At 67.3% G+C, this 23830-nt stretch carries 21 protein-coding genes and 2 riboswitches; of the genes, 15 read left to right on the plus strand and 6 right to left on the minus strand.

Annotation, left to right across the window (positions count from 1 at the left end):
- Positions 1-249 precede the first annotated feature (249 nt).
- The 3 genes from QTH91_RS16255 to QTH91_RS16265 all read left to right on the plus strand — a co-directional run bounded on the left by QTH91_RS16255 (position 250) and on the right by QTH91_RS16265 (position 3067).
- Positions 250-1278: an ABC transporter substrate-binding protein gene (locus QTH91_RS16255; protein ID WP_286661599.1), complete on the plus strand. Its 1029-nt coding sequence runs from the start codon at positions 250-252 to the stop codon at positions 1276-1278.
- Between the two features lie 124 nt (positions 1279-1402).
- Entirely contained in the window at positions 1403-2263 is an 861-nt protein-coding gene (locus QTH91_RS16260; RefSeq protein WP_286661139.1) for an ABC transporter ATP-binding protein, read from the plus strand.
- Positions 2264-2299: 36 nt separating this feature from the next.
- Positions 2300-3067: an ABC transporter permease gene (locus QTH91_RS16265; protein WP_286661140.1), complete on the plus strand. Its 768-nt coding sequence runs from the start codon at positions 2300-2302 to the stop codon at positions 3065-3067.
- A 12-nt stretch (positions 3068-3079) separates the two neighbouring features.
- Here the strand turns inward: QTH91_RS16265 and QTH91_RS16270 are convergent, their stop codons facing one another.
- Positions 3080-5380 carry a xanthine dehydrogenase family protein molybdopterin-binding subunit gene (locus QTH91_RS16270; protein ID WP_390367292.1) on the minus strand — a complete coding sequence of 767 codons (2301 nt, stop codon included), beginning with the start codon at positions 5378-5380 and terminating at the stop codon, positions 3080-3082.
- Positions 5381-5393: 13 nt separating this feature from the next.
- Complete coding sequence (locus QTH91_RS16275) at positions 5394-5849, minus strand: (2Fe-2S)-binding protein (protein ID WP_286661141.1); 456 nt, start codon at positions 5847-5849, stop codon at positions 5394-5396.
- Positions 5850-6001: 152 nt separating this feature from the next.
- On the opposite strand from QTH91_RS16275, the gene QTH91_RS16280 reads away from it, so the two are divergent.
- The 4 genes from QTH91_RS16280 to QTH91_RS16295 all read left to right on the plus strand — a co-directional run bounded on the left by QTH91_RS16280 (position 6002) and on the right by QTH91_RS16295 (position 9838).
- Positions 6002-7039: a DUF2272 domain-containing protein gene (locus QTH91_RS16280; RefSeq protein WP_286661142.1), complete on the plus strand. Its 1038-nt coding sequence runs from the start codon at positions 6002-6004 to the stop codon at positions 7037-7039.
- A 2-nt stretch (positions 7040-7041) separates the two neighbouring features.
- Positions 7042-8001 carry a pseudouridine-5'-phosphate glycosidase gene (locus tag QTH91_RS16285; RefSeq protein ID WP_286661143.1) on the plus strand — a complete coding sequence of 320 codons (960 nt, stop codon included), beginning with the start codon at positions 7042-7044 and terminating at the stop codon, positions 7999-8001.
- Complete coding sequence (locus QTH91_RS16290) at positions 7998-9206, plus strand: YbfB/YjiJ family MFS transporter (protein ID WP_286661144.1); 1209 nt, start codon at positions 7998-8000, stop codon at positions 9204-9206. The genes QTH91_RS16285 and QTH91_RS16290 overlap by 4 nt, the downstream gene beginning before the upstream one ends.
- A gap of 173 nt (positions 9207-9379) precedes the next feature.
- Positions 9380-9838 carry a C40 family peptidase gene (locus QTH91_RS16295; RefSeq protein WP_286661601.1) on the plus strand — a complete coding sequence of 153 codons (459 nt, stop codon included), beginning with the start codon at positions 9380-9382 and terminating at the stop codon, positions 9836-9838.
- A 30-nt stretch (positions 9839-9868) separates the two neighbouring features.
- On the opposite strand, the gene QTH91_RS16300 is transcribed toward QTH91_RS16295, so the two are convergent.
- Positions 9869-10858 (minus strand): isopenicillin N synthase family dioxygenase, encoded by a 990-nt coding sequence (locus QTH91_RS16300; protein WP_286661145.1) that lies wholly within the window; start codon positions 10856-10858, stop codon positions 9869-9871.
- 582 nt (positions 10859-11440) lie between these two features.
- Here QTH91_RS16300 and QTH91_RS16305 point away from each other — a divergent pair.
- The 6 genes from QTH91_RS16305 to QTH91_RS16330 all read left to right on the plus strand — a co-directional run bounded on the left by QTH91_RS16305 (position 11441) and on the right by QTH91_RS16330 (position 18697).
- Positions 11441-12466, plus strand: a complete 1026-nt coding sequence (locus tag QTH91_RS16305) for an ABC transporter substrate-binding protein (protein WP_286661146.1) — start codon at positions 11441-11443, stop codon at positions 12464-12466.
- A gap of 1 nt (position 12467) precedes the next feature.
- On the plus strand, positions 12468-13472 hold the full coding sequence (locus QTH91_RS16310) for an isopenicillin N synthase family dioxygenase (RefSeq protein ID WP_286661147.1): 1005 nt from the start codon (positions 12468-12470) through the stop codon (positions 13470-13472).
- A gap of 75 nt (positions 13473-13547) precedes the next feature.
- Positions 13548-13649: riboswitch (glycine riboswitch) on the plus strand.
- A gap of 16 nt (positions 13650-13665) precedes the next feature.
- Positions 13666-13781: riboswitch (glycine riboswitch) on the plus strand.
- Positions 13782-13828: 47 nt separating this feature from the next.
- Positions 13829-14992, plus strand: coding sequence for a glycine cleavage system aminomethyltransferase GcvT (gene gcvT, locus QTH91_RS16315; protein WP_438273544.1), 1164 nt, complete (start codon positions 13829-13831; stop codon positions 14990-14992).
- A gap of 81 nt (positions 14993-15073) precedes the next feature.
- Complete coding sequence (gene gcvH, locus QTH91_RS16320; protein ID WP_286661148.1) at positions 15074-15442, plus strand: glycine cleavage system protein GcvH; 369 nt, start codon at positions 15074-15076, stop codon at positions 15440-15442.
- A 57-nt stretch (positions 15443-15499) separates the two neighbouring features.
- Positions 15500-18400: an aminomethyl-transferring glycine dehydrogenase gene (gene gcvP, locus QTH91_RS16325; RefSeq protein WP_390367451.1), complete on the plus strand. Its 2901-nt coding sequence runs from the start codon at positions 15500-15502 to the stop codon at positions 18398-18400.
- A 111-nt stretch (positions 18401-18511) separates the two neighbouring features.
- Positions 18512-18697, plus strand: coding sequence for a hypothetical protein (locus QTH91_RS16330; RefSeq protein WP_286661150.1), 186 nt, complete (start codon positions 18512-18514; stop codon positions 18695-18697).
- On the opposite strand, the gene QTH91_RS16335 is transcribed toward QTH91_RS16330, so the two are convergent.
- Together QTH91_RS16335 and QTH91_RS16340 are read right to left on the minus strand one after the other, a co-directional pair.
- Positions 18679-19863, minus strand: a complete 1185-nt coding sequence (locus tag QTH91_RS16335) for an amylo-alpha-1,6-glucosidase (protein WP_286661151.1) — start codon at positions 19861-19863, stop codon at positions 18679-18681. The two genes, QTH91_RS16330 and QTH91_RS16335, sit on opposite strands and share 19 nt — an antisense overlap.
- Before the next feature lie 80 nt (positions 19864-19943).
- Positions 19944-21155 carry a PQQ-dependent sugar dehydrogenase gene (locus QTH91_RS16340; RefSeq protein WP_286661152.1) on the minus strand — a complete coding sequence of 404 codons (1212 nt, stop codon included), beginning with the start codon at positions 21153-21155 and terminating at the stop codon, positions 19944-19946.
- A gap of 153 nt (positions 21156-21308) precedes the next feature.
- On the opposite strand from QTH91_RS16340, the gene QTH91_RS16345 reads away from it, so the two are divergent.
- The gene (locus QTH91_RS16345; RefSeq protein WP_286661153.1) at positions 21309-22220 is read left to right on the plus strand and encodes a dienelactone hydrolase family protein; all 912 of its coding nucleotides are present in this window, start codon (positions 21309-21311) and stop codon (positions 22218-22220) included.
- Positions 22221-22234: 14 nt separating this feature from the next.
- Here QTH91_RS16345 and QTH91_RS16350 read toward each other — a convergent pair whose 3' ends face one another.
- Complete coding sequence (locus tag QTH91_RS16350) at positions 22235-23203, minus strand: Bug family tripartite tricarboxylate transporter substrate binding protein (protein WP_286661154.1); 969 nt, start codon at positions 23201-23203, stop codon at positions 22235-22237.
- Positions 23204-23284: 81 nt separating this feature from the next.
- Here QTH91_RS16350 and QTH91_RS16355 point away from each other — a divergent pair, with 81 nt between their 5' ends.
- A complete protein-coding gene (locus QTH91_RS16355) occupies positions 23285-23803 on the plus strand; it encodes a MarR family winged helix-turn-helix transcriptional regulator (RefSeq protein WP_286661155.1) in 519 nt (172 codons plus the stop codon).
- Positions 23804-23830: the final 27 nt, after the last annotated feature.

A 23830-nucleotide genomic window follows, 5' to 3' on the forward strand; every position in this document is an offset into this window, starting at 1 on the left:
TCGCTGACGCAGCATCGGTGAATTGGCGCTTGCCGGATGAGGCGCGATGACCGGCTAGCGCTGCTGCGAATCCCTCTCGCGCAGCAATCTCCAACTTGGTGCATGCCCCGATCACGATGCACCAATCCTGACCGCGACATCTTCGACTCGGCACTCCAATGGTTCCCCCTTACGGGCTGGCACCAATACCGTGCAGGCATTCTTATTGCTTGAATTGGTCACCGTCATTAACAAGCTTCAACACAAATGATCAACAAGCGCCAGCTGCTTCAGTCCTTCCTCGCCGCTTCTGCCCTGGGCCTCGGTGTCAGCGCCGCTCATGCACAGACGCCGATCAAGTTTCAGCTGGACTGGCGCTTCGAAGGCCCCGCCGCCCTGTTCCTGCATCCCGCCGCCAAGGGCTACTTCAAGGACGCTGGCCTGGACGTGAGCGTGGACGCCGGCAACGGCTCCGGCGGAACGGTCACGCGGGTCGCCTCGGGCGCTTACGACATGGGCTTCGCCGACATGGCGGCGCTGATGGAATTCCACGCCAACAACCCCGACAGCCCCAACAAGCCGGTCGCGGTGATGATGGTCTACAACAACACACCCGCTTCGGCCATGGCGCTCAAGAAGAGCGGCATCACCAAGCCCACCGACCTCACCGGAAAGAAGCTGGGCGCCCCGGTGTTCGACGCCGGTCGCCGCGCTTTCCCGATCTTCGCCAAGGCCAACGGCATCGGCGCGGTCAACTGGACCGCGATGGATCCGACGCTGCGCGAAACCATGCTCGTGCGCGGCGATATCGACGCCATCACCGGCTTCACCTTCACGTCGCTGCTCAACCTGGAAGCCCGCGGCGCCAAGGCATCGGACATCGTGGTGCTGCAATACCCCGACTACGGCGTGAAGCTGTATGGCAACGCCATCATCGCCTCGCCCAAGCTGCTCAAGGAAAAGCCAGAGGCGGTCAAGGCTTTCCTCGGCGCGTTCCTCAAGGGCACCAAGGAAGTCCTGGCCAACCCGGCCGAGGCCATCAAGTCGGTCAAGGCGCGCGACGGCATCATCGACACCAACCTCGAGACGCGTCGCCTGAAGCTGGCCATCGACACCGTGATCAACAGCCCCGATGCGCGCTCCGAAGGCTTCGGCGTGGTCGAGCCTGCCCGCCTGTCGCTGATGGCATCGCAAGTGTCGGATGCCTTCAACACCAAGACCCGCGTGAGTGCCAACGACGTCTGGACCTCGGCCATGCTGCCGTCGAAGGCTGCGCTGGACATCCTGCCCAAGAAGTGACGTGGTCGGCGCACCAGGCGCCGCACGCCATGTTCTGAATCGATGACTCTCTCGCATGCGCCGGTACGCGGATGGCCGCGGCCGGCGCTTTTGACAAACGCCGCCCACTACTTCGCTTTGCACCATGCCAGCCAATGACAACCCCGCACCCGGCGAAGAGCCCTTCGTGCATTTCGACGATGTCTGGCTCGCCTACAACGAACAACTGCTGCGCGAGAACCACTTCGCGGTCGAAGCCATCGACCTGAAGGTGAACCGCGGCGAATTCATTGCCATCGTCGGGCCTTCGGGCTGCGGCAAGTCCACCTTCATGAAGCTGACGACCGGCCTGCGCATGCCCTCGATGGGCCGCATCCGTGTCGACGGCAAACCGGTCACCGGCCCGCTGAAGATCTCGGGCATGGCCTTCCAGTCGTCATCGCTGCTGCCCTGGCGCACGACGCTGGACAACGTCCTGCTGCCGCTGGAGATCGTGGAGCCCTATCGCTCCAGCTTCAAGGCCAAGCGCAAGGAGTACGAGGACCGCGCGCGACGCCTGCTGGCCAAGGTCGGCCTTGGCGGCTACGAGGACAAGTTTCCGTGGCAGCTTTCCGGCGGCATGCAGCAGCGCGCCAGCATCTGCCGCGCGCTCATCCACGAACCCAAGATGCTGTTGCTCGACGAGCCGTTCGGCGCGCTCGACGCCTTCACGCGCGAGGAGCTGTGGTGCATCCTGCGCGACCTGTGGACCGAGCAGCGCTTCAACGTCATCCTGGTCACCCACGACCTGCGCGAATCGGTGTTCCTGGCCGACACGGTCTACGTGATGAGCAAGAGCCCGGGCCGCTTCGTCGTGCGCCGCGAGATCGAGCTGCCGCGCCCGCGCGAGCTGGACGTGACCTACACCAAGGAATTCACCGACATCGTGCTGGAGCTGCGCGGCCACATCGGCGCCATCCGCTCGGGCGCCGCCGGCGGGCAGGTTTCGCCAGCCATCGCCCAATAACTTCGCCGCCTCGCGTTCACACCTTTTCTCCTGCTCATGACCTACAACAAACGCATCGAACGCTGGTCGCCCTGGCTGCTGCTGGTCGCGGTGATCGCGCTGTGGCAGATCATCTGCTCGGCCTTCGAAGTCTCGGAGTTCATCTTCCCGAGTCCCTGGCGCATCTGGACGCAGTTCTGGGAGTTCAAGACCATCATCGCCGGTCATGCCTGGCGCACCTTCTGGGTGACGATGGCCGGCTTCGGCCTGGCCATCGTGGTGGGCGTGCTGCTGGGCTTCGTGATCGGCAGTTCGCGCATTGCGTATGCGGCCGTGTATCCGCTGATGACGGCCTTCAACGCGCTGCCCAAGGCCGCCTTCGTGCCGATCCTGGTCGTGTGGTTCGGCATCGGCGTCGGCCCGGCCATCCTCACCGCGTTCCTGATCAGCTTCTTTCCAATCATGGTGAACATCGCCACCGGCCTGGCCACGCTGGAGCCCGAACTCGAAGACGTGCTGCGCGTGCTGGGCGCCAAGCGATGGGACGTGCTGATCAAGATCGGCCTGCCGCGCTCCATGCCCTACTTCTACGGTTCGCTCAAGGTGGCGATCACGCTGGCCTTCGTGGGGACGACGGTGTCGGAGATGACCGCCGCGAACGAAGGCATCGGCTACCTGCTGATCTCCGCCGGCTCGGCCATGCAGATGGGCCTGGCCTTCGCCGGCCTGGTGGTGGTGGGCGCGATGGCCATGCTGATGTACGAAGTCTTCAGCGCCATCGAGCGCCACACCACCGGCTGGGCGCACCGAGGCACCCAGGGCTGAAGCCGGGCCCGCTCAGGCCTTCATCTGATCGCGGATCGGCAGGTTGCGGATGCGCTTGCCGGTCGCCGCGTGGATCGCATTGCACAGCGCCGGAGCGATCGGCGGCACGCCCGGCTCACCCACCCCACCCAAGGGTGCGTCGTAGTCACCAGGCACCATGTGGACGCGGATCTCGCGCGGCGCCGCACTCATGCGCAGCACCTCGTACTGATGGAAGTTGTCCTGCATGGGCCGGCCGTCCTTGAAGCTGATCTCGCCCGCCAGCGCATTGCCGATGCCCATCACGCAAGCGCCTTCCATCTGCGCCCGCACACGCTCCGGATTGACGATGCCGCCGCAATCGATGGCGATGTCCACGCGCGGGATGACCAGCTCGCCCTTGTCGCCCACCGCCACTTCGACGACGGACGCCACGTAGGTGGTGAAGCTGTAGTGCGCGGCAATGCCCAGGCCGTGTCCCTTGTCCATCTTCCGTCCCCAGCCGGCTTCCTTGGCCGCCAGTTCGGCCACGCGGCGCAGGCGACCGGTGTCGATCGGGTAGAGCGCCGGATCCTCGCCATGGTTCCAGGTGTCGTTGACGTCGCGCGGATCGATCTTGCGCGGCGGCCCCAGCAGCTCCAGCAGGAAGTCCTTCGGATCGCGGCCCGCGGCCACCGCCAGTTCGTCCACGAACGACTGGATGGCAAAGGCATGCGGGATGTTCGAGACGGCCCGATACCAGCCCACGCGCGTGTGGGCCGCCGCTTCCGGGTTCTCCAGGCGCAGGTTGCTCACGGCGAACGGGACGTTGGCCAGGCCCATGCCCAGCTCGATCGGCGATTCGAGCTTCGGATCGGGCATGAACAACGCCATCAGCGTCGGCCCGACGCTGCGATGCAGCCACGCCACCGGCTTGCCCGACTTGTCCAGGCCGGCCTCGAGGTGTTCCACCGACACCGTGTGATAGAAGCCGTGATGCAGGTCGTCCTCGCGCGTCCAGATCACCTTGACCGGCTTGCCTTCGGTCTGCCCCGCCAGCAGGGCGGCCTCGGTCGCGAAATCGCCCTTGCTCTTGCGGCCGAAGCCGCCGCCCAGCAGAGTGACGTTGACGGTCACGTCCTTGGCATCCATGCCCAGTCGCTTGGCCACGTCACCGCGCACGGCCTGCGGGCTCTGGAACGGCCCCCATAGCTCGCAGCGGCCGTTGGCCACGCGTGCGGTGGCGCTGGGCGGCTCCATCGGCGCCTGCGCCAGATGCGGGATGTAGTAGCTCGCCTTCACCACCTTGTCGGCCGACTTCATGGCCGCGTCCACGTCACCGGCGGTGCGGACCACCTTGCCAGGCTTGGCCGCCGCGGCTTCGAGTTCGGCCCGGTACGCGGTCGAGTCGTAGTTGCCGTTGGGGCCGCCCTCCCATTCGAGCTTGAGCGCCTTGCGGCCCTGCATCGCCGCCCAGGTGTTCGTCGCGATCACGGCCACGCCGGGCAACGGCAGGTAGGCCGCGGGCACAGGAGACCCCTTGATCTCCACCACCTTGACCACGCCCGGCACCTTCATCGCCTCGGCCGCGTCGAAGCGCTTGAGGCTGCCGCCGTAGCTCGGGCTGCGCGCCACCACCGCGAAGAGCATGTCGGGCTGCAGCACATCGATGCCGAACTGAGCGCGCCCTGTGGTGATGTCGAAACCATCGACGATCGGCACCTTGCCCGTGCCGATGTAGCGAAAGTCGGCCGGCTTCTTCAGCCGCAGATCGGCCGTGGCGGGCACCGGCAGCTTGGCGGCGTCTGCGGCCACCTCGCCGAAGCCCAGCGTGCGCCCGCTCGGCCCGTGCACCAGTTGGTGATTGCGCGCGCTCACCTCCGCTACCGGTACGCCCCAGCGCGCAGCGGCGGCCGATTCCAGCATCTGCCGTGCCGCCGCGCCGCAGCGGCGCATGGGCATGAAGAAGTGGCGCGTGGTGCGTGAGCCGTCGGTGTCCTGGTTGCCATAGCGCGCCTCGTCGCCGGGCGCCTGCGTGACGCGGACCTTGGCCCAATCGGCCTCCAGTTCGTCGGCCAGGATCATCGGCACGCCGGTGCGAACGCCCTGGCCCATCTCGGCGCGGTGGCAGGTGATGGCGACGATGCCGTCCGCGGCAATGGCGACGAAGACGGTCGGGTCTTCCACCACGCCGTTGGGCATGCCTGCGCCGCCGTATTTCTTGGCCTCGCCCTGCGCGCCGGCGCCAGGGTGCCAACCCAGGCCGAAGACGAAGGCGCCGGCAGCGCCCGCACCAAGGAGGGCGCGGCGGGTCAGGCCGGACGTGGAAGCAACGGAGTTGACTGATGTGTTCATGTCGTTCTCCCTGTCATGCCTGTGTGCCCGCGGCTTGCTTGATGGCCGCCTTGATGCGCGTGTAGGTGCCGCAGCGGCAGATGTTGCCGGACATGGCGGCATCGATCTCCGCGTCGCTCGGGTTCTTCTTGTCCTTGAGCAGCGCGGCCGCCTGCATGATCTGGCCGCCCTGGCAATAGCCGCATTGCGGCACGCCGGCTTCGCGCCAGGCCACCTGCAAGGGATGCTGGCCCTTGGCATCCAGCCCTTCGATGGTGGTCACCTGGTGGCCCAGCGCGGCGCTCATCGGCACGCTGCACGATCGCACCGCGGCGCCATCCAGATGCACTGTGCATGCGCCGCACAGCGCCATGCCGCATCCGAACTTGGTGCCGGTCATGCGCAGTTCATCGCGCAGGAACCAAAGCAGGGGCATGTTGGCATCGCCCTCGAAATTGTGCGACTTGCCATTCACCGTCAACGCAGCCATGGATGTCTCCTTCGGTTGTTCGATCCAGTGACCGCCCAGGTGGCGCGGCCTGTGGGGGCGCCCAATCTATTCCTCGGCGGCGGCCTTCGCAAGCGCGGCCGGACCGGTGGTGCGCCTGCCCCGGGGCGCCGGCTCGTTCTATGCTCGGACCAATGACGCTTTTTCCCGGCGCGATCGCCGCCTGCCTCTGCCTGCCGCTGTTGACCCTGATGCCCGCCCAAGCGAGCCCGGCGCCGGCGCCCATGCCTGCCGATGCAGCAGCAGCCGCCTGCATGGCGGGCGCCAGCGCGCCGGCTCGCCCCCGCGCCCTTCGGATGGCGCAACTGGCCATGCTGGAACACCAGGCCTTCGGCGGCCAGGCCCTCGACGCCGAAGGCCGGCTCATCACTTCGGGGCGAGCCGAAGCCGAGGACACGCGCGCGTCCTGGCTCGACGCCGCGCCGTGGCAGCGCGTCGTGGCCTACTGGCGCGCGGTCGAGCCCGAAGGTGATCGTTTGCCCTCTCAATTGCGCTTCGGCGGACTGCGCCCGGCGCAGCGCTGGCTCGTCGCGCAGGCGCTCGATCAGGCAAGCTCGGATCGGCTTCAGGGACTCGGCGTCGGGCCGGACCAGGGCCTCAGCAGCAGCGAGTTGCGAGCCGCGCAGGTGGCGCTCACCCGCGTGGCGGTGATCGACACGCCCTGGTCCGCCGCTTTCATCTCGTGGGCGGCGCGCGAGGCGGGCTTGGCGCAAGACGAGTTCACTTTCTCGGCCGCCCACGTCGACTACGCGGCGGCAGCCTGGAAGGCGGGTGCCGAAGAGTCGAACGGACACGGCACGCGCTACGCCCTGCGCGCCTGCGAACTCGCCACCACGTCGCCACGCGTCGGCGACCTGATGTGCCAGACGCGCGCCGGCGCTGCCGAGCTCGACCGCTTCGACGACCTGGGACGTGCATTGCAGGCCCACGTCACAGGCCGTGGCGGTCTGCCGATGCATTGCGACGTTGTCGTGGACGTCGACGGCCAGGGCTTCGACACCATCGGCGGCAACGTGCTGCAATCGGTGACGCGAAGACGCATCGTCTTTGCGCCGGGCACCGGGCACCTCGACCCAAGCTATCTCCCGCAGGGGTGCGGCGCAGGCAGCACAGGCTGTGTCGACCGGCACATGAGCCGCCAGCCGTGGTCCCTGCTTCTTCAATGGCGATGAACATGAATGCTGTGCCGATCTCCTCCACGCACGCGCACCGCTGGCTGCGCTTCAGTCCGGCCGCGGCGGCCGCGCGCGCCGAAGGCCGTCCGCTGGTCGCACTTGAATCGACCTTGATCGCGCACGGCATGCCCTACCCGCAGAACCTGCAGACGGCACATGCGCTGGAAGCCGAGATCCGCGCCCAGGGCGCCGAGCCCGCCACCATCGCGTTGATGGACGGACGCATCCGCATCGGCCTGGACGACGAGGCGCTGGAGCGACTGGCACGCGACGGCAACGCGCGCAAGGTCAGCCGGCGCGATCTGCCCGGCGTGCTCGCGGACGGCAGCCTCGGCGCCACCACCGTGGCCGCCACGATGATCTGCGCCCACCTGGCGAGCATCGAGGTCTTCGTCACCGGCGGCATCGGCGGCGTGCACCGGGGCGCGGCCGCCAGCTTCGACATCTCGGCCGACCTGCAGGAACTGGCGCGCACGCCGGTGGCCGTGGTGTGTGCCGGTGCCAAGTCGATCCTGGACATCGGGCTGACGCTCGAATACCTCGAAACGCACGGCGTGCCAGTGCTCAGTTGCGAGCAGGACAACTTCGCCGCGTTCTGGCAGCGCGACAGCGGCCATCGGGCCGACCTGCGGCTGGACGAGCCGGCCGCGCAGGCACGCTTCATTCGCACACAGTGGGAACTGGGGCTGGGCGGCGGCGTGCTGCTGAGCACCCCCGTGCCCGAAGCCGACGCACTGCCCGCGGCCGAAGCCGATGCGCTCACGCGTCAGGCCCTGGACGAAGCGCAGGCCCAAGGCATCCGCGGCAAGGCGATCACGCCCTTCCTGCTTTCACGCATCGTCGCGCTGTCGGGCGGCCGCAGCCTTGCGGCCAACATCGCGCTGGCCCGCCACAACGCGCAGGTGGGCGCGCGGCTGGCAGTGGCGCTGTCTAAGCTGCCGATCGCCTTCAGCGAATGAGTCCGCGTCAACGCTTGGTGGAAAACCACCCGGTGCTGGTGGCGCTGGCCCTCTCGCTGGCCGCCGCCTGCGCGTTGGGTTTCTCGCGGTTTTCCTACGGCCTGCTGCTGCCGCCCATGCGGGAGGATCTGGGCTGGTCCTATCTGTTGGCCGGCACCATGAACACCGCCAACGCATTGGGCTACTTTCTGGGGGCGCTGGCCACGCCGGCGCTGATGCGACGCCTGGGCGTCTGGCGACTGCTGATCGCGGGGGCAGTGCTCGCCGGTGTCTTCATGCTGATGTCGGGCACGGTGACCGACACCGCCGCCCTGCTGGTGCAGCGCGTGTGCGCGGGCATGGCAAGCGCGTTCACGTTCATCGCAGGCGGCGTGCTCTCGGCGCGCCTGGGCTCCATGCACAGCTCGCGCGCGGGATTTCTGATCGGCCTGTACTACGGCGGCACGGGCATCGGCATTGCGCTGTCAGCCCTGTTCGTTCCGCCGGCGTTGCATGCGGCCGAGGCGCACGGCGCGGCGCATGCCTGGCAATGGCCGTGGTTCGCGCTGGGTTCCGCCTGCCTGTTGGCCACGGTGTTGATGGCCACGCCTTCGAAGGCGATTGGCGAAGCGCCGGCGGCGCGGGGGGCCGAGAGCCATTTTCCGATCGGCCGATTCGCGTTCGGGCTGGCCGGTTACTTCATGTTCGGCGTGGGCTACATCGGCTACATGACTTTCGTGGTCGCGCTGCTCAAGCAGCAAGGCATGAGCGCGGTGTTGATCACCACCTTCTACACGTTGCTGGGCCTGGCGGTGGTGGCTTCATCTCGCATCTGGGCGCGCATGCTGGACCGCTTCAAGGGCGGCGAATCGCTGGCCATCCTCAATGCGCTGCTGGGTGCGGTCTGCATCCTGCCGGCGCTGACGAGCGCGGTGCCGGTGGTCTTCGCGTCGGGCATCGTGTTCGGTGCGGTGTTCCTGTCGGTGGTGGCCTCGACGACGGCGTTGGTGCGGCACAACCTGCCGCAGCAGTCCTGGTCGGCCGGCATCAGCGCGTTCACCGTGGCTTTCGCCTTCGGCCAGATCATCGGCCCGATCGCCGTCGGCTGGGTCTCCGACGGCCCCGGCGGACTGGAGCGCGGCCTCATCGTCTCGGCACTGGCGCTGTTCATCGGTGCGGCGCTCGCATCGCGGCAGAAGGCATTGCACATGGCCGATCCAAGCTGAGCCGAGGACCCAGACCGGGCCACGCGTTCCCTTCACGCAACAGATTCGGGCCGGCAAGACCCCACAAGCGCCTCGCCAGCTGGCATTGCGGGGCGTTGCCGCTATAGGATTCATAGCAACCGAAGCCAGCAGAGACCGCCTTGCCCGCCCTTCGATGGCCCGCCGCCGCTTTCATGATCGCCGCCAGCGCACTGTTGGCGGCCTGCGGCAGCGCCCCCACGCGCACGTCCGCCCCGTCTTCCTGGAACTACGTGCCGCTGAGCTCGGAGCAATCCGAGGACATCGCCATCCACGCCCTGGGCCTGGTGGGCACACCTTACCGCTACGGCGGCAACACGCCTGACAGCGGCTTCGACTGCAGCGGCCTGATCGGCTACGTCTACCGCAGCCGCGCCGGCCTCGCACCGCCGCGTACCGTGGCGCAGTTGTCCAGCTTTGGCGAGCCCGTGAGCCGCGACGACATCCGCACCGGCGACCTGGTCATCTTCGGCCGCGGCCGCCCCACCCACGCCGGCATCTACGTGGGCGACGGCCGCTTCGTGCATGCGCCCTCCACCGGCGGCACCGTGCGGCTCGATCAACTCGCCGGCGTGTATTGGGGCAAGCAGCCGCTGGAAGTGCGGCGCCCCTAACCGGCAAGGCATCCCCCGAGGGGGACTCGCTCAATACCCCTTCTTGAAGTTCGCCGCGATGCGCTGCTTGAGGTAGTCACCCGCCGTGATCGGGGCGTACTTGCCGGTGGGCGACTCGATCAGTGCATCGGTGTTGGCCTGGCAGAAGAAAGCCAGGCTGTAGCGCGGCCCCATGTATTCGCCGGGCAGCGGGTTCTTCACGCGGTGGAAGTTGCTGGGCAGCTTGTCGTCGCTCCAGCGCATGAGCATGTCGCCGATGTTGCAGGTGATGAGGTCTTCCTCGGGCGGGATCGGCGTCCATGCCTGGTTCTCGGCTTCCTTGCCCGGCAGCACTTGCAGGCCGCCCTGACCCTGGCGCTGATAGAGCAGCGTGAGGCAGTCGAAATCGGTGTGCGCGCCGGCGCGCCACAGCGAGAGCTTGTCCTGCATCTCGGGCGGGATGGCGTAGTAGTGCAGCAGGCGCAGCGTGCTCTGATAGGTGCTGCTGTCCATGTCGTGGGCACGGCGGAAGAAGTCTTCGTCAAAGCCCAGCTTGAGCGCAAAGCACGACAGCACCTTCATCCCCACCTCCCAGCTCTTGAGCTCGAAATCGTGCATGGCCTTCTTGAAGCCGGGCAGTTCTTCCTCGGTGGGATACAGGCCTTCCATGCGGGTGCGCGTGATCTGGTAGCTCTCCTTCTGGTCGGCCGTGCCGGTCGAAGGACGCACCTGCGCCCGGCTTTCCCAGCCGGCATTGGCCTTGAGCGGGTATTGGCCCTTCACTTCGTCGGGCAGTGCGAAGAAACGCTCGGCCATCTCGAAGGCTGCGCGGATCTCCGACAGGTCGATGCCGTGGTTCGCGATCTGGAAGAAGCCGACGTCGACGGCAGCGTCCCAGAGTTGGTCTGCGATCTCGGCCTTGCGGTTCTCGAAATCGGAAATGTCGATGCGGCGAATCTCGCGGGTGGTGGTTTCCGAACCGATCGCGCCCATGCGCGATTCCTTTTGCAGTTCGGCCATGTCGTAGGTGGCGTTGCTCATGACGGTTGCTCCTGAATCAATGACAGACAAGTGGGTGCCTGCGAGCGGCCGGTCGGAGCACGGGAGCAAATGCCAGGCCGGGATGGGCGGGGCTGCATCTGCAACGAAGCTCTTGGTGACCGTCCGCTCGCTGGCGGCGTCCAAGAGCAATTCCCGGCCGGCTCGTGATGGGCCTTGCACGTGCGGCAAGGTCACAAGCGGTGAACGCTTCTACTCTTGCGTGCATTTTCACATTGATTCGCCCTCGGACGCCAGCAATTTTTGATGCCCCGATGCGATGCCACCACGCATTGCGAAGGTGGTGCGGGCCATGCACCAACTGCAGGCGCAAATGACCATCCGATGCACTCCAGACGTGCATCGAGCGCGTGGCTGCCGCGGTGCGGACGGGCCCTGCGCGTGGCACGGATGCTGCAACCTTCGATGCACGAGTAGAAGCGTTCAGCCGCCTTCGCATCTTGCCCCGATGCGCCCTGGCCGCCCGGAAATTGCTCTGAACGCGCAGCGTCGTGCTGCGCGATCCGCGGTCCATGCCATCGAGCTGGCCGGGGAGATTGCCTTCGTCTGATTCCGGAGTTCGCCATGCAACGTCGTTCCCTTCTTCGCGCCACCGGCGCCGCAGCCCTTCTTGCCGCCACGCCGCTGGTGCGCGCCCAGGGCAACCTCAAGCCCTTCAAGTTCAACCTCGGCTGGAAGGTCGAAGCCACCGCAGCGGGCTTCCTGGTCGCGCAGCAGCGCGGCTACTACAAGGACGCGGGGCTGGACGTGACCATCGACACCGGCAACGGCTCGGCTGCCGCCATCAGCCTGGTGGCGGGCGGCGCCTACGACTGCGCCTCGGCCGACCTGTCGACGATGATCGAATTCAATGTGAAGAATGCCGGCGCGGCGCTGAAGGCGGTGGCGATCCAGTACGACCTCAACCCCAACGCGATCCTCGTGCGCAAGGATGGCCCGATCCAGAAGCCGGCAGACTTTGCCGGCAAGACGCTGCTGGGCCAGCCGTTCAATGCCTCGCGCAAGCTCTTCCCGGCATTCGCGCGCGCCCAGAACTTCGACGCCTCGGGCGTGAAGTGGGAGAACGTCGCACCAGACATCGGCGACACGCGCTTCGTGCGCGGCGACTTCGACGGCGCGGCCTACTTCTACTTCACCGGCCTGCTCAACCTGAAGGCGCGCGGCATGTCTCTCGACCAGATCCGCATGTTCCGCTTCTCCGACTACGGCATGAAGTCGTACGGCAACGGCCTGGTGGCCAACGCCAAGAGCATGGAGCAGGCCGAGGCGATGAAGGCGTTTGTCGCGGCCACCACGCGCGGCTGGATCGACGCCATTGCCGACGTGAAAGCCGGCGCCGCAGCCATCAAGACGCGCGAGCCGCTGGCCAACGAGCCGATCGAACTCGAACGCCTGCAGTTGATCGTGGACGGCAGCATGGTCACGCCCGGCACGCGATCCCATGGCTGGGGCGCTGCGACGACCGAACGCCTGCAGGCCACGATCGACGAGACGGTGGCGGCGTTCGCCCTGCCCAGCGCACCCAAGCCGGCGGACATCTGGACCGACGGCTTCCTGCCGGCCGCCAAGGCGCGCCAGTTGAAGGCTTGAGATGGCCGCGGACAACATCGCGGCGATTCCGCTCATCGACCTGGGCGATGCCTTGATGCCGGGCGCCCCCGGCAGCGCCGAGGCTGCACGGCTGATGCGCCATGCCGCCACGATTTCAGGGTTCTTCTATGTGCGCAATCACGGTATCGACGCCAACAGGGTGGACGCACAGTTCAAGCTTGCAGCAAAGCTTCTCGACGTGCCGCCACAGCGTCGCGCCGCCATGGACATGCGCCATTCGCCAACGATGCGAGGCTACGAGAACCTGGGTGCGCAAACCCTCGATGCGACCGCACGCCCGGACCTGAAGGAAAGCTTTTATTGCGGCATGGCGTATCCGGCCGACCATCCCTACGTGCTGGCCGGCTACCAGACCTACGGCCACAACCAGTGGCCCGAAGAGGTGCCCGAGGCGCCGGCGCAGTGCGAGGCCTACATCCAGTCGATGCTGGGCCTGTCTCGTCGATTGATGCAGCTGCTCGCCTTGTCGCTCGACCTGCCCGAGGGCTTTTTCGACGACACCGCAGAAAGCCCCATGGTGACGCTTCGCATGATCCGCTACCCCGCGCATCCTGAAGGGGCGGACGAGCGCACCTTCGGCGCAGGCGCGCACACCGACTGGGGCGCGATCACGATCCTGGCCCAGGATTCGCACGGAGGGCTGGAGGTGCAGATGCCCGACGGCCGCTGGGTGCCGGCCACGCCGATGGAAGGCTGCTTCGTGGTGAACCTGGGCGACATGATTCCCCGCTGGACGAACGGCCTGTACCACTCGAACCCGCATCGCGTGCGCAACCTGCATTCGGGCGGCGCGCCGCGCTATTCGATCCCCTTCTTCTACGAGCCCGACTATTTCGCGCGCATCGAGCCGGTGCCGGGAACGGTGGCCGAAGGCGAGTCGCCCCGGTTCTCGGCCTGCACGGCGGGCGAACACTTGCGCGAGATGTACCTCAAGACCTACGGCATGGCGGCGAAGGACGATGCGCCCAAGGCGGCCATGGCATGACGCGCAAGCCGCCAGGCAGGCAATTGCAAAAAATCAATCGCCGGGAACCGGAAAACCATCGGCACGCCGTATAAACTCTCTTCGTCAGGAGAGAGCCCCGCACTGGCAGGGGCCGCCGAAGGCGCAGGCACCGTTCAGGCAAGCCGAACGCTCAGGCAAAAGGACTGACAAGGCGCCCCCGTTTCGTTGGGGCGTTTTCCCGGCTGGAGAGAGATGACAGGCCGCGTCATGCGCGCCAAATCATCCACCGAAGGAGCAAACCCCGATCGTGGGGTGAATCTCTCAGGTAAAGCGGACAGCAGGGGTAGCACATGGCCTGGGCCATGGATTTCGACTGCCCCTTCAAGGAGACTCCCTTGACCACCGCTGCCACCGCCGACCTGCTCAAGACCCCGCTGTACAACCTCCACGTCGAGCTCGGTGCGCGCATGGTGCCCTTCGCCGGCTACAGCATGCCCGTGCAGTATCCCGCCGGGCTCATGGGCGAGCACAAGCACACCCGCACGGCAGCCGGCCTGTTCGACATCTCGCACATGGGCCAGCTGCGCCTGGTCGGGCCGGACGCCGCAGCGGCCTTCGAAACCCTGATGCCCGTCGACGTCATCGGCCTGGCGCCCGGCAAGCAGCGCTACGGCCTGCTGCTCAATGACGATGGCGGCATCCTCGACGACCTGATGTTCTTCAACGAGGGCAACGACGCGCTCTTCGTCGTCGTCAACGGCGCCTGCAAGGCGGCGGACATCGCCCACATCCAGGCAAAGATCGGCCATCGCTGCCGCGTCGAGCCAATGCCCGACCACGCACTGCTCGCACTGCAGGGGCCGCAGGCCGCCGAAGTGCTGGCGCGCCTGTCGCCCGGCATCGAGCGCTTCGTGTTCATGACGGGCGGTGCCGTGGAGATCGGCGGCATCCCCGCCTTCGCCACCCGCAGCGGCTACACCGGCGAGGACGGCTTCGAGATCTCCGTCGCCGCCGACCAGGCCGAAGCCTTGGCCCGCCTGCTGCTCGCACAGCCCGAAGTGCAGCCCATCGGCCTGGGCGCGCGCAACTCGCTGCGCCTGGAGGCCGGACTCTGCCTCTACGGCAACGACATCGACACCACCACCACGCCGGCCGAAGCCGCGCTGGGTTGGGCCATCCAGAAAGTGCGTCGCACCGGCGGCGCCCGCGCCGGCGGCTTCCCGGGGGCCGAAAAGATCCTGGCCCAGCTGGCCGTCGCCGCCGATCTGGCCGGGCACGCCGACCAGGACGTGCTCCTGCGTCGCCGCGTGGGCCTGGTCGCGCTCGAACGCGTTCCGGTGCGCGAAGGCTGCGAGCTTCAATCGTTCGAGGGCCAACCCATCGGCACCGTCACCAGCGGCCTGCTCGGCCCCACCGCCGACCGGCCGATCGCCATGGGCTATGTGGCCACGGCCTTCTCGCAGCCGGGCTCGCGCATCCAGGCCATCGTGCGCGGCAAGGCCGTCCCGATGGAAGTGAGCAAGATGCCCTTCGTCCCCAACCGCTATTTCCGGGGCTGAGCTTCTCGCCGGCACGGCACTCCACTACGCTTGGCCCTTCTCCCCCTTTTCTTTCACTCTTCCCTTACCCCGGAGCGCACCATGCCCCTCAAGTACACCAAGGAACACGAATGGATCGCCACGGAAGGCGACATCGCCACCGTCGGTATCACCCTGCACGCGCAGGACGCGCTGGGTGACGTGGTCTTCGTCGACCTGCCCGAGGTCGGCCAGGGCTACGCCCCGGGCGAAGTGGCGGGCGTCGTCGAATCCGTGAAGGCCGCGGCCGATGTCTACATGCCCATCGCCGGCGAAGTCACCGAAGTCAACGAGGCGCTTCGCGCCGACCCGTCGCTGGCCAACAGCGATCCGCTGGGCGCCGGCTGGTTCTTCAAGGTCAAGATGACCGAGCCGGCCCAGCTCGACGCGCTGATGGACGAGACCAGCTACGAGGCCTTCTCCAAGGGCTGATCCGCCCGCGCACCCTAGCGCCCTTCTCCGATTCGCTCCTTCCCTTCTTCACCCGCCATTCCCATGCCCACGCCGTCGCTCGCCGCTCTTGAAAATCACGAGGAATTCATTGCCCGCCACATCGGCGTCAGTGCCGAGGACGAGGCCAGGATGCTCGAGGTGGTGGGATCGGCCACCCGCGCGGAACTGATCGACGGCATCGTGCCCAAGGCCATCCGTCGCAGCCGGCCGATGCAGTTGCCCCAGCCCGTCACCGAGGCCGAGGCATTGGCGGAACTGAAGACGCTGGCGGGCAAGAACAAGGTGCTCAAGAGCTTCATCGGACAGGGCTACTACGGAACGCGCACGCCCGGCGTCATCCTGCGCAACATCCTCGAGAACCCGGCCTGGTACACGGCCTACACGCCCTATCAGGCCGAGATCTCGCAAGGCCGCATGGAGGCGCTGGTCAACTTCCAGACGATGGTGTGCGACCTCACGGGCATGGCCATCGCCAACGCGTCCATGCTCGACGAGGCCACCGCCGCCGCCGAGGCCATGACGCTGGCGCGCCGCTCGGTCAAGGCCAAGGGAAACCTGCTCATCGTCTCGGGCGACACGCATCCCCAGACCATCGAGGTGCTGCGCACGCGTGCGGCGCCGCTGGGCCTGTCGCTCAAGGTCGTCATGAGCGAGCCCGACTGGAACGATGCCCTGGCACAAGGCGACTACTTCGCCGCCCTGGCGCAATATCCCGCCTCCAGCGGCTGGCTGCGCGACTGGACCGCCGACGCCGACACCGTGCACGGCAAGCATGCCGCGTTCATCGTCTGCGCCGACCTGCTCGCGCTCACGCTCATCAAGCCGCCGGGCGAGATGGGCGCGGACATCGTGGTCGGCAATACCCAGCGCTTGGGCATGCCCATGGGCGCCGGCGGCCCGCACGCCGCCTACATGGCCTGCCGCGACGAATACAAGCGATCGCTGCCCGGCCGGCTGGTGGGCGTGAGCGTCGATACGCATGGTGCGCCGGCCTATCGCCTGGCGCTGCAGACGCGCGAACAGCACATCCGCCGCGAGAAGGCCACCAGCAACATCTGCACGGCGCAGGTGCTGCCCGCCGTCATCGCCAGCATGTACGCGGTCTATCACGGGCCCGACGGCCTCAAGCGCATCGCCAGCCGCGTCGCGCGCCTGACGGCCATCCTCAAGGCCGGCCTGGTGCAACTGGGCTTCACGCACGAGCACCACGACACCGCTTTCGACACGCTCGGGTTCAAGACCGGCGACGCCACCGACGCCATCGCCGCCCGAGCCGTCGCACTGGGCGCCAACCTGCGCAAGGACTGGGACGTCTACCTCTACGTCTCGCTCGACGAAACCACCACGCGCGACGACGTCAAGCTGCTGTGGCGCATCTTCGCCGGCGAAGGCAAAGCGCTGCCCGACTTCGACGCATTGGCCGAATCGGCGCCCGAGCTCGTTCCCGAGAACCTGCGCCGCACCAGCGATTTCCTGTCGCACCCGGTGTTCAACACCCACAAGAGCGAGACGGCCATGCTGCGCTACATCCGCAGCCTGTCCGACAAGGACCTCGCGCTCGACCGCAGCATGATCCCGCTGGGCAGCTGCACCATGAAGCTCAATGCCACGAGCGAGATGATCCCGATCACCTGGCCCGAGTTCGCGCACGTGCATCCCTTCGCGCCGGCCGACCAGTTGCAGGGCTACGCGCTGCTCGACCAGCAACTGCGCGACTGGCTGTGCCAGGCCACCGGCTATGCCGGCATCAGCCTGCAGCCCAACGCCGGATCGCAGGGCGAATACGCGGGCCTGCTGGCCATCATGGCGTGGCAGGAGGCGCGCGGCCAAGGCCATCGCAAGGTGTGCCTGATCCCCTCGTCCGCGCACGGCACCAACCCGGCGAGCGCCCAGATGGCCGGCATGAAGGTCGTGGTGACGGCCTGCGACGCGCAGGGCAACGTCGACATCGACGACCTGCGCCGGGCCTGCGAGGCCCACAAGGACGATCTGGCCTGCGTGATGATCACCTACCCCAGCACGCATGGCGTGTTCGAGACGCGCGTCAAGGAGCTGTGCGAGATCGTGCATGCCCATGGCGGCCGCGTCTACGTCGACGGCGCCAATATGAACGCGCTGGTGGGCGTGGCGGCCCCCGGCGAATTCGGCGGGGACGTGAGTCACCTGAACCTGCACAAGACCTTCTGCATACCGCACGGCGGCGGCGGGCCGGGCGTCGGTCCGGTCTGCGTCGTCGAAGACCTGGTGCCCTATCTCCCAGGCCATGCGACAGCCGGCGGCAAGCCTCATGTGGGAGCCGTCTCGGCAGCGCCGCTGGGCAACGCCGCGGTGCTGCCCATCAGCTGGATGTACTGCCGGATGATGGGTGCCCAGGGCCTGAAGGCCGCAACCGAAGTCGCCATCCTCTCGGCCAACTACATCAGTGCGCGCCTGGCCGACCACTATCCCACGCTGTACGCAAGCGCTAACGGCCATGTGGCCCACGAGTGCATCCTCGACCTGCGGCCCATGAAGGAAAGCAGCGGCGTCACGGCCGAGGACGTGGCCAAGCGGCTGATCGACTACGGCTTCCATGCGCCGACGCTGAGCTTCCCGGTGGCCGGCACGCTGATGGTGGAGCCCACCGAAAGCGAGCCCCTGGCCGAACTGGACCGCTTCATCGACGCCATGATCGCCATCCGCGGAGAGATCCGCCGCGTGGAAGAAGGCGTCTGGCCCAAGGACGACAACCCACTGAAGAACGCTCCGCACACCGCCGCCACGCTGATGGGCGCGGAATGGGCGCATCCCTACTCGCGCGAACTGGCCGCCTTTCCGCTGGCTGCACTCAAGCAGGGCAAGTACTGGTCGCCCGTCGGCCGGGTCGACAACGTGTACGGCGACCGCAACCTGTTCTGCTCCTGCGTGCCGATCGAGGACTACGCGGCCCAGGAATAGGCCAGCGCGCAGCCCCATCGCATCGATTTGCTTCACAGCCGACCGAAGAACCCACCTTCGTCCGACGATACCGATGGCGCTGCATCACCCGCCGATGCTATGGTGCCGACCATGCCTCACCTGCTCGCATCTCTCGGTGCCATTGCCGCGGCCTTGATCGCGGCCCCGTTCATGCTGTTCATCTCCCTGAGCGTGCTGCTGCTGATGACCTTCGTCTACATCGGCTTTGCGGCGAGGGCCATCAGCAAGGGGCAGCCCTTTTCGCTGCACGACTTCTTCTACAAATCCTGGAACTGAGCGCCAGCGTCCACGGCGCGCTGCGCGAGCAAGAACGTCGCAGCATTCCAGCTTTGGCCGGCCATGCCCATGGGCACGAGGGTCTTGCCATGGAACCATTCGGTGAAGCGCCAGTCGTCCTGCGCGTTTGCCTGCGCCAGGCGCTCCAGCGCCGCCCTCGCCTCGTCCTTGAGGCCGAGTTGCGCCAGCGCCATCACCCAGAAGCCGCCGACGAAAGGCCAGAGGCCGCCATTGTGGTACTGGTGCACCAAGTTCTGACGATGGCGGCCCATGTACGCTCGCCACAGGCCGTGCGTCGGAGCCATCGGATGCAGTGTCACGCGCACCGGCCACGGATCGGCGGCGTTCGCCGCATCGATGGCGTGAGCGATGCTGTGCGACATCGACTCGTCGGCCAGCCCCGTCAGCACCGCCAGGACATTGCCGAACACATCGCCCTCGTCACCCACGAACGATAGGTTGACGAAGCTGAGGAACATGCCGGGGTCGCGCCGGCCCCGGCGCGCGTAGTGGCGCAGCAGCCGGGCACGGTGGTATTGCGGCAAGTCGCGCTGGAACGGGTTGAACAGGTGGTTGAAGTGATGCAGCGTCTCTTGCGCATGCGCCAGCCCGAACCTGCGCTTGACGTCGAACCACAACGCATTGGTGTAGAGCACGTAGCCACTGCGCGGCATGATGTCGGCCCAGTCGCTGGCCTCGTTCTGCTGCAGCAGCCGAAAGTGCTGATGCTCCTGCGCCAGCAGCCAGGCGATCGCGCGCTGGATGTTGTCGTCCCATCGCGTCGCGTCCACCCCGCCGCGGCGGCGCACATGATCCACCGCGATCAGCCACCACAAGGTCGCATCGATGCAGCCCAGGTACCAGAAATCGGCATCCTGCCCTTCGGGGTCCACGTACTTCGGGATCTGTCCGTTGGCCGCCTGTTGCGAAGCGAGCGCATCCAGGCTGGCAACGGCGCCGTCTTCGAGCGCCGGCACGCCGCTGCCGCTCATCGCCAGCACGCAGATGGCCGCATCGCGCCCGAAGATTCGCGTGTAGCGACGGGCGATGGCCGCATCGGTGCGGCTCGCCGCCAGGATGCCATGCGGCGTGAGATTGGCTTCGAGCAGCGCCAGCGACGCCTGGGCACAGCGGGCAACGAAAGAGGAATCGGCTTGGTCAGGCATGCGGCGTCACTCTACCTGCACATGCGGTGCCACACGAGGCCCGCGCACCGAGCCGACCAAGCCGACCGCGCCGAGTACGCCTAGTGCGCCGAGTCCGGCCTGGCCACGCGCACCACGCGTCCTCGCTCCCCGTCGGTCAGCAGATACAAGCCGCCGTCCGGGCCCTGGCGGATGTCGCGGATGCGCTCGTTCAATTCGGTGAACATCTGCTGGCGGCGCTTGACCTGCGGCGCTTCATCGTCGCCACCGAGTTCGATGCGCCAGACCGACCGGTCTGCCAGCGCGCCGACGAACACGTTGCCCTCCCATTGCGGAAACTGCCCGCCGCTGTACAGGATGAGATTGGACGGCGCGATGCCCGGCCGCCCCCAGAAGGTGAACGGCTGCTCCATGCCCGCCATGTGCGTGCCCGAGCCGATCTGCTCGCACGTCACGTATTCGCAGCCATAGGTGATGACCGGCCACCCATAGTTCGCGCCCTTGCGAACGATGTTGATCTCGTCGCCGCCCTGTGGCCCGTGCTCCGAGACCCACAACTGCCGCGTGCGCGGATGCACGAAGGCACCGCCCGGGTTGCGGTGGCCCAGGCTCCAGATCTCCGGCCGCGCGCCCGGCGTCTGCACGAAGGGGTTGTCCGCAGGCGTCGAACCGTCCGTGCGCACTCGGACGGTCTTGCCCTCGTAGTACGCCGGCGACTGCGCGCGCATGCGGTCCTTGGCGGCGTAGCGGTCTCCGACAGTGAGGTAGAGATAGCCGTCGTCCGACGTGGCCATGCGGCCACCGAGGTTCTCGCCGTTCTCGACCCCGGGCATCTGCCTGAAGAGGATCTGGTAGCGATCCAGGTACGTTGCATCTTCGCTCAGCCGGGCGCGCGCCACCGTCAGGCTGTTGCGGGCCGGGCCCGTGCCGCGTCCCACCTTGCGCGTGAAGCTCAGGTAGATCCATCGGTTCTCGGCAAAGCGAGGATCGATGGCCACGTCCAGCAGGCCGCCCAGATCGCGGTAGTCCACCTGCGGCACGCCCACCACGGCGGGCGAAATCTGATGCCCGTCAGCGCTGACCACTCGCAGTCGGCCTGGACGCTCGGTGATGAGGAGCCGGCCATCGGGCAGGAACTCCATGCCCCAAGGTCGCTCCAGTTCGTCGGTGTAGTAGCTCAGCTGCGGCGCGTTGGCACGCGCCTCGTCCACCGAATCGAGCGAAGACGCACAGGCATGCCACGCCATGAACGTGCCGCAGCAGCCGACAAGGCACAGACGCGCTGCCGCACGCCGAACCATGAACAGGACCATGACGATGCTCCTTTCGATCCGCGCAGCATCGCCGCAACGCGACGCCCCCACGCTGCGATGGGTCAACGGCAACGTCCTGTTGCTTTGTAAAGCGCGGAACTTCAAGGATCATCCGGCCGTCGACGTTCCACGTTCCAACGAGGAGTGCCCTGCATGCAGCCCACGCCCACGCGGTTGACCGCCCACGACTTCGACCAGGAGTTGCTCGTCCTTTTCGATGCCTACGTGCATGGCGACATCGACCGGCGAAGCTTTCTCGGCGGCGCCAGCAAGTTCGCCAAGGCGGGCATGACGGCCGCAGGATTGCTGGCCGCGCTCAGTCCGGACTTCGCCATGGGCCAGCAGATCAAGCCCGACGACCCGCGCCTGAGCATCGAGCGCGTGAGCTACCCCTCCAGCGGCGGCAGCGGCACCATGAAGGGCTATCTCGTCCGCCCGGCCAATGCCGGTGCCCGCAAGCTGCCCACGGTGCTCGTCATCCACGAGAACCGCGGGCTCAATCCGCACATCGAGGACATCGCGCGCCGCCTGGCATTGGACGGCTTCATGGCCTTCGCACCCGATGCGCTCACGCCGCTGGGCGGCTATCCCGGTGACGAAGACAAGGCCCGCGCCGAGTTCGCCAAGCTCGACCAGGGCAAGGCGCGCGAGGACTTCGTGGCCGCCGTCACCTGGCTCAAGACTCGACCCGACACCACGGGCAAGATCGGCGCCGTGGGCTTCTGCTGGGGCGGTGGCATGGTCCACCAGTTGACGCTTCGCGTGCCGACACTGGCGGCCGGCGTGGCCTTCTACGGCAACACGCCCGACCCGTCCGAAGCGACGAAAGTGAAGACGCCGCTGCTGGTCCAGCGCGCCGAGACGGACGAACGCATCAATGCCGCCTGGCCCGCGTACGAAGCAGCGCTCAAGGCGGCCGGTGCGCGCTTCACCGAGTACCAGTATCCCGGCACACAGCACGGATTCAACAACGACACGACACCGCGCTACGACGCGAAGGCGGCTGAACTCGCCTGGTCACGCACGGTGGCGTTCTTGAAGGAGCACCTGGGCGGGCCGGGCTGACGGCCGCAGCCGTTTCAATCCAGCGCGGGAATGCCGGCGTCCTTGATCGTGCGGCCCCAGAGTTCGAGGTCGGCTTTCTGCTGCGCGGCCAATGCGGCGGAGCCTTCGCCCACGGGCTCGAAACCGAGCTTGACCAGCTTGTCGCGCGTCGCGCTGCGCTGCAACGCCGCGTTCACCGCCGTTTCGAGTCGCTGGCGAACAGCCTCGGGCAGGCCTGCGGGCGCATACATCGCGAACCAGGCGGTGGCCTGCATGTCCACGCCCGCTTCGCGAAGCGTGGGCACGTCGGGGACCTGCGGATCGCGCTTCGGCCCGGTGACGGCCAGGATGCGGACCTTGCCGGTGCGGTGCAGTTCGGCTGTCTCGGCCACGACGTCGAACTTGTAGCGGATGTGCCCGCCCAGCAGCGCGGTGTTGGCCGGCGCACTGCCCTGGAAAGGAATATGCCGCATCTGAATGCCCGCCGCCTTCGCGAACATGGTGCCCAGCAGGTGCGGCACCGTGCCGGTTCCGGCCGAGCCGTAGGTCGCGCTGTCGGGATCGGCCTTGGCCTTGGCGACGAGTTCCGCGATCGAGCCGGCGTCGGCCGCCGGCCCCGATACCACCCCGAACTGGAAGCGCGCCAATTCCGAGATGGGCGTGAAGTCCCTGGTCGGATCGTAGGGCAGCGACTTGTAGAGGTGGGGGAACAGCACCATCGGCCCGTTGGGCAGGATGATGACGGTGTGCCCGTCCGGCGGCGAATTCTTGAGCGCGGTGAGCGCGATGCGGCCGGCCGCGCCGGGACGGTTCTCGACGACGATGGCGGAAAAGTCGTCCTTCATGCCGTCGGCCACAATGCGGGCGATGGTGTCCGCCGAGCCTCCGGGAGGAAAGCCCACCAGGATCTTCAAGGGGGTGTCGGCGCGGGCGGCCAGCGGCAGGGCCATGGTCGACCCGAGCGCCGAGATGGCCAGCAGCTTCAGCAGGATTCTCTTTGACATGGTGTGTCTCCGTGTGCGCCGTGTCGCCCGGCTGCTGCTGCCATGCTAGGAGATGCAGGCCCGTTGATCTAAACATCGGACATGATGCAAAACCCTAACTCCCCTGCCCTCGAAGACGCGGGCAGCCCGCGCAGCATCGAGTCGCTGGTGCTGTTCCGGATGAGCAAGATCCTGTCGATCGGCGGCAGCCTGGTCACCCGACTTTGCGAAGGCCGATTCGGCATCGCCCGGCGCGAATGGGCGGTGCTGTCCATCCTGGCCACGCAGCCGCAGATGCCGTGGCCGGAGCTGGCGCGCAGGATGGAACTGGACAGTCCTCGCCTTTCGCGCGCGGTGTCGGCGCTGGCAAGCAAGGGCCTGGCCATCAAGTCCGGCACCGGCCGGCAATTGCGCGTGAGCCTGACGGACTCAGGGCGCGCGCTCTATGCCGAGATCTTTCCGCTCGCCAGTTCGATCAACCAGGCCATCGTGCAGGACCTGGACGCCGAGTCGCTGCAGACGCTCGACCGCGCCCTCTGCCAGATGCACGAGCGGGCCGGCGAGCTTTCGCAGGCGATGGACATGCCCAAGGCCGCGCGGCGCCTGGGCAAGCGGCGCTGAAACGCCGCGCCGGCGGGCGAGCCGTCT

This window comes from Variovorax dokdonensis (assembly GCF_030316895.1).
GTDB classification, from domain to species: domain Bacteria; phylum Pseudomonadota; class Gammaproteobacteria; order Burkholderiales; family Burkholderiaceae_C; genus Variovorax; species Variovorax dokdonensis.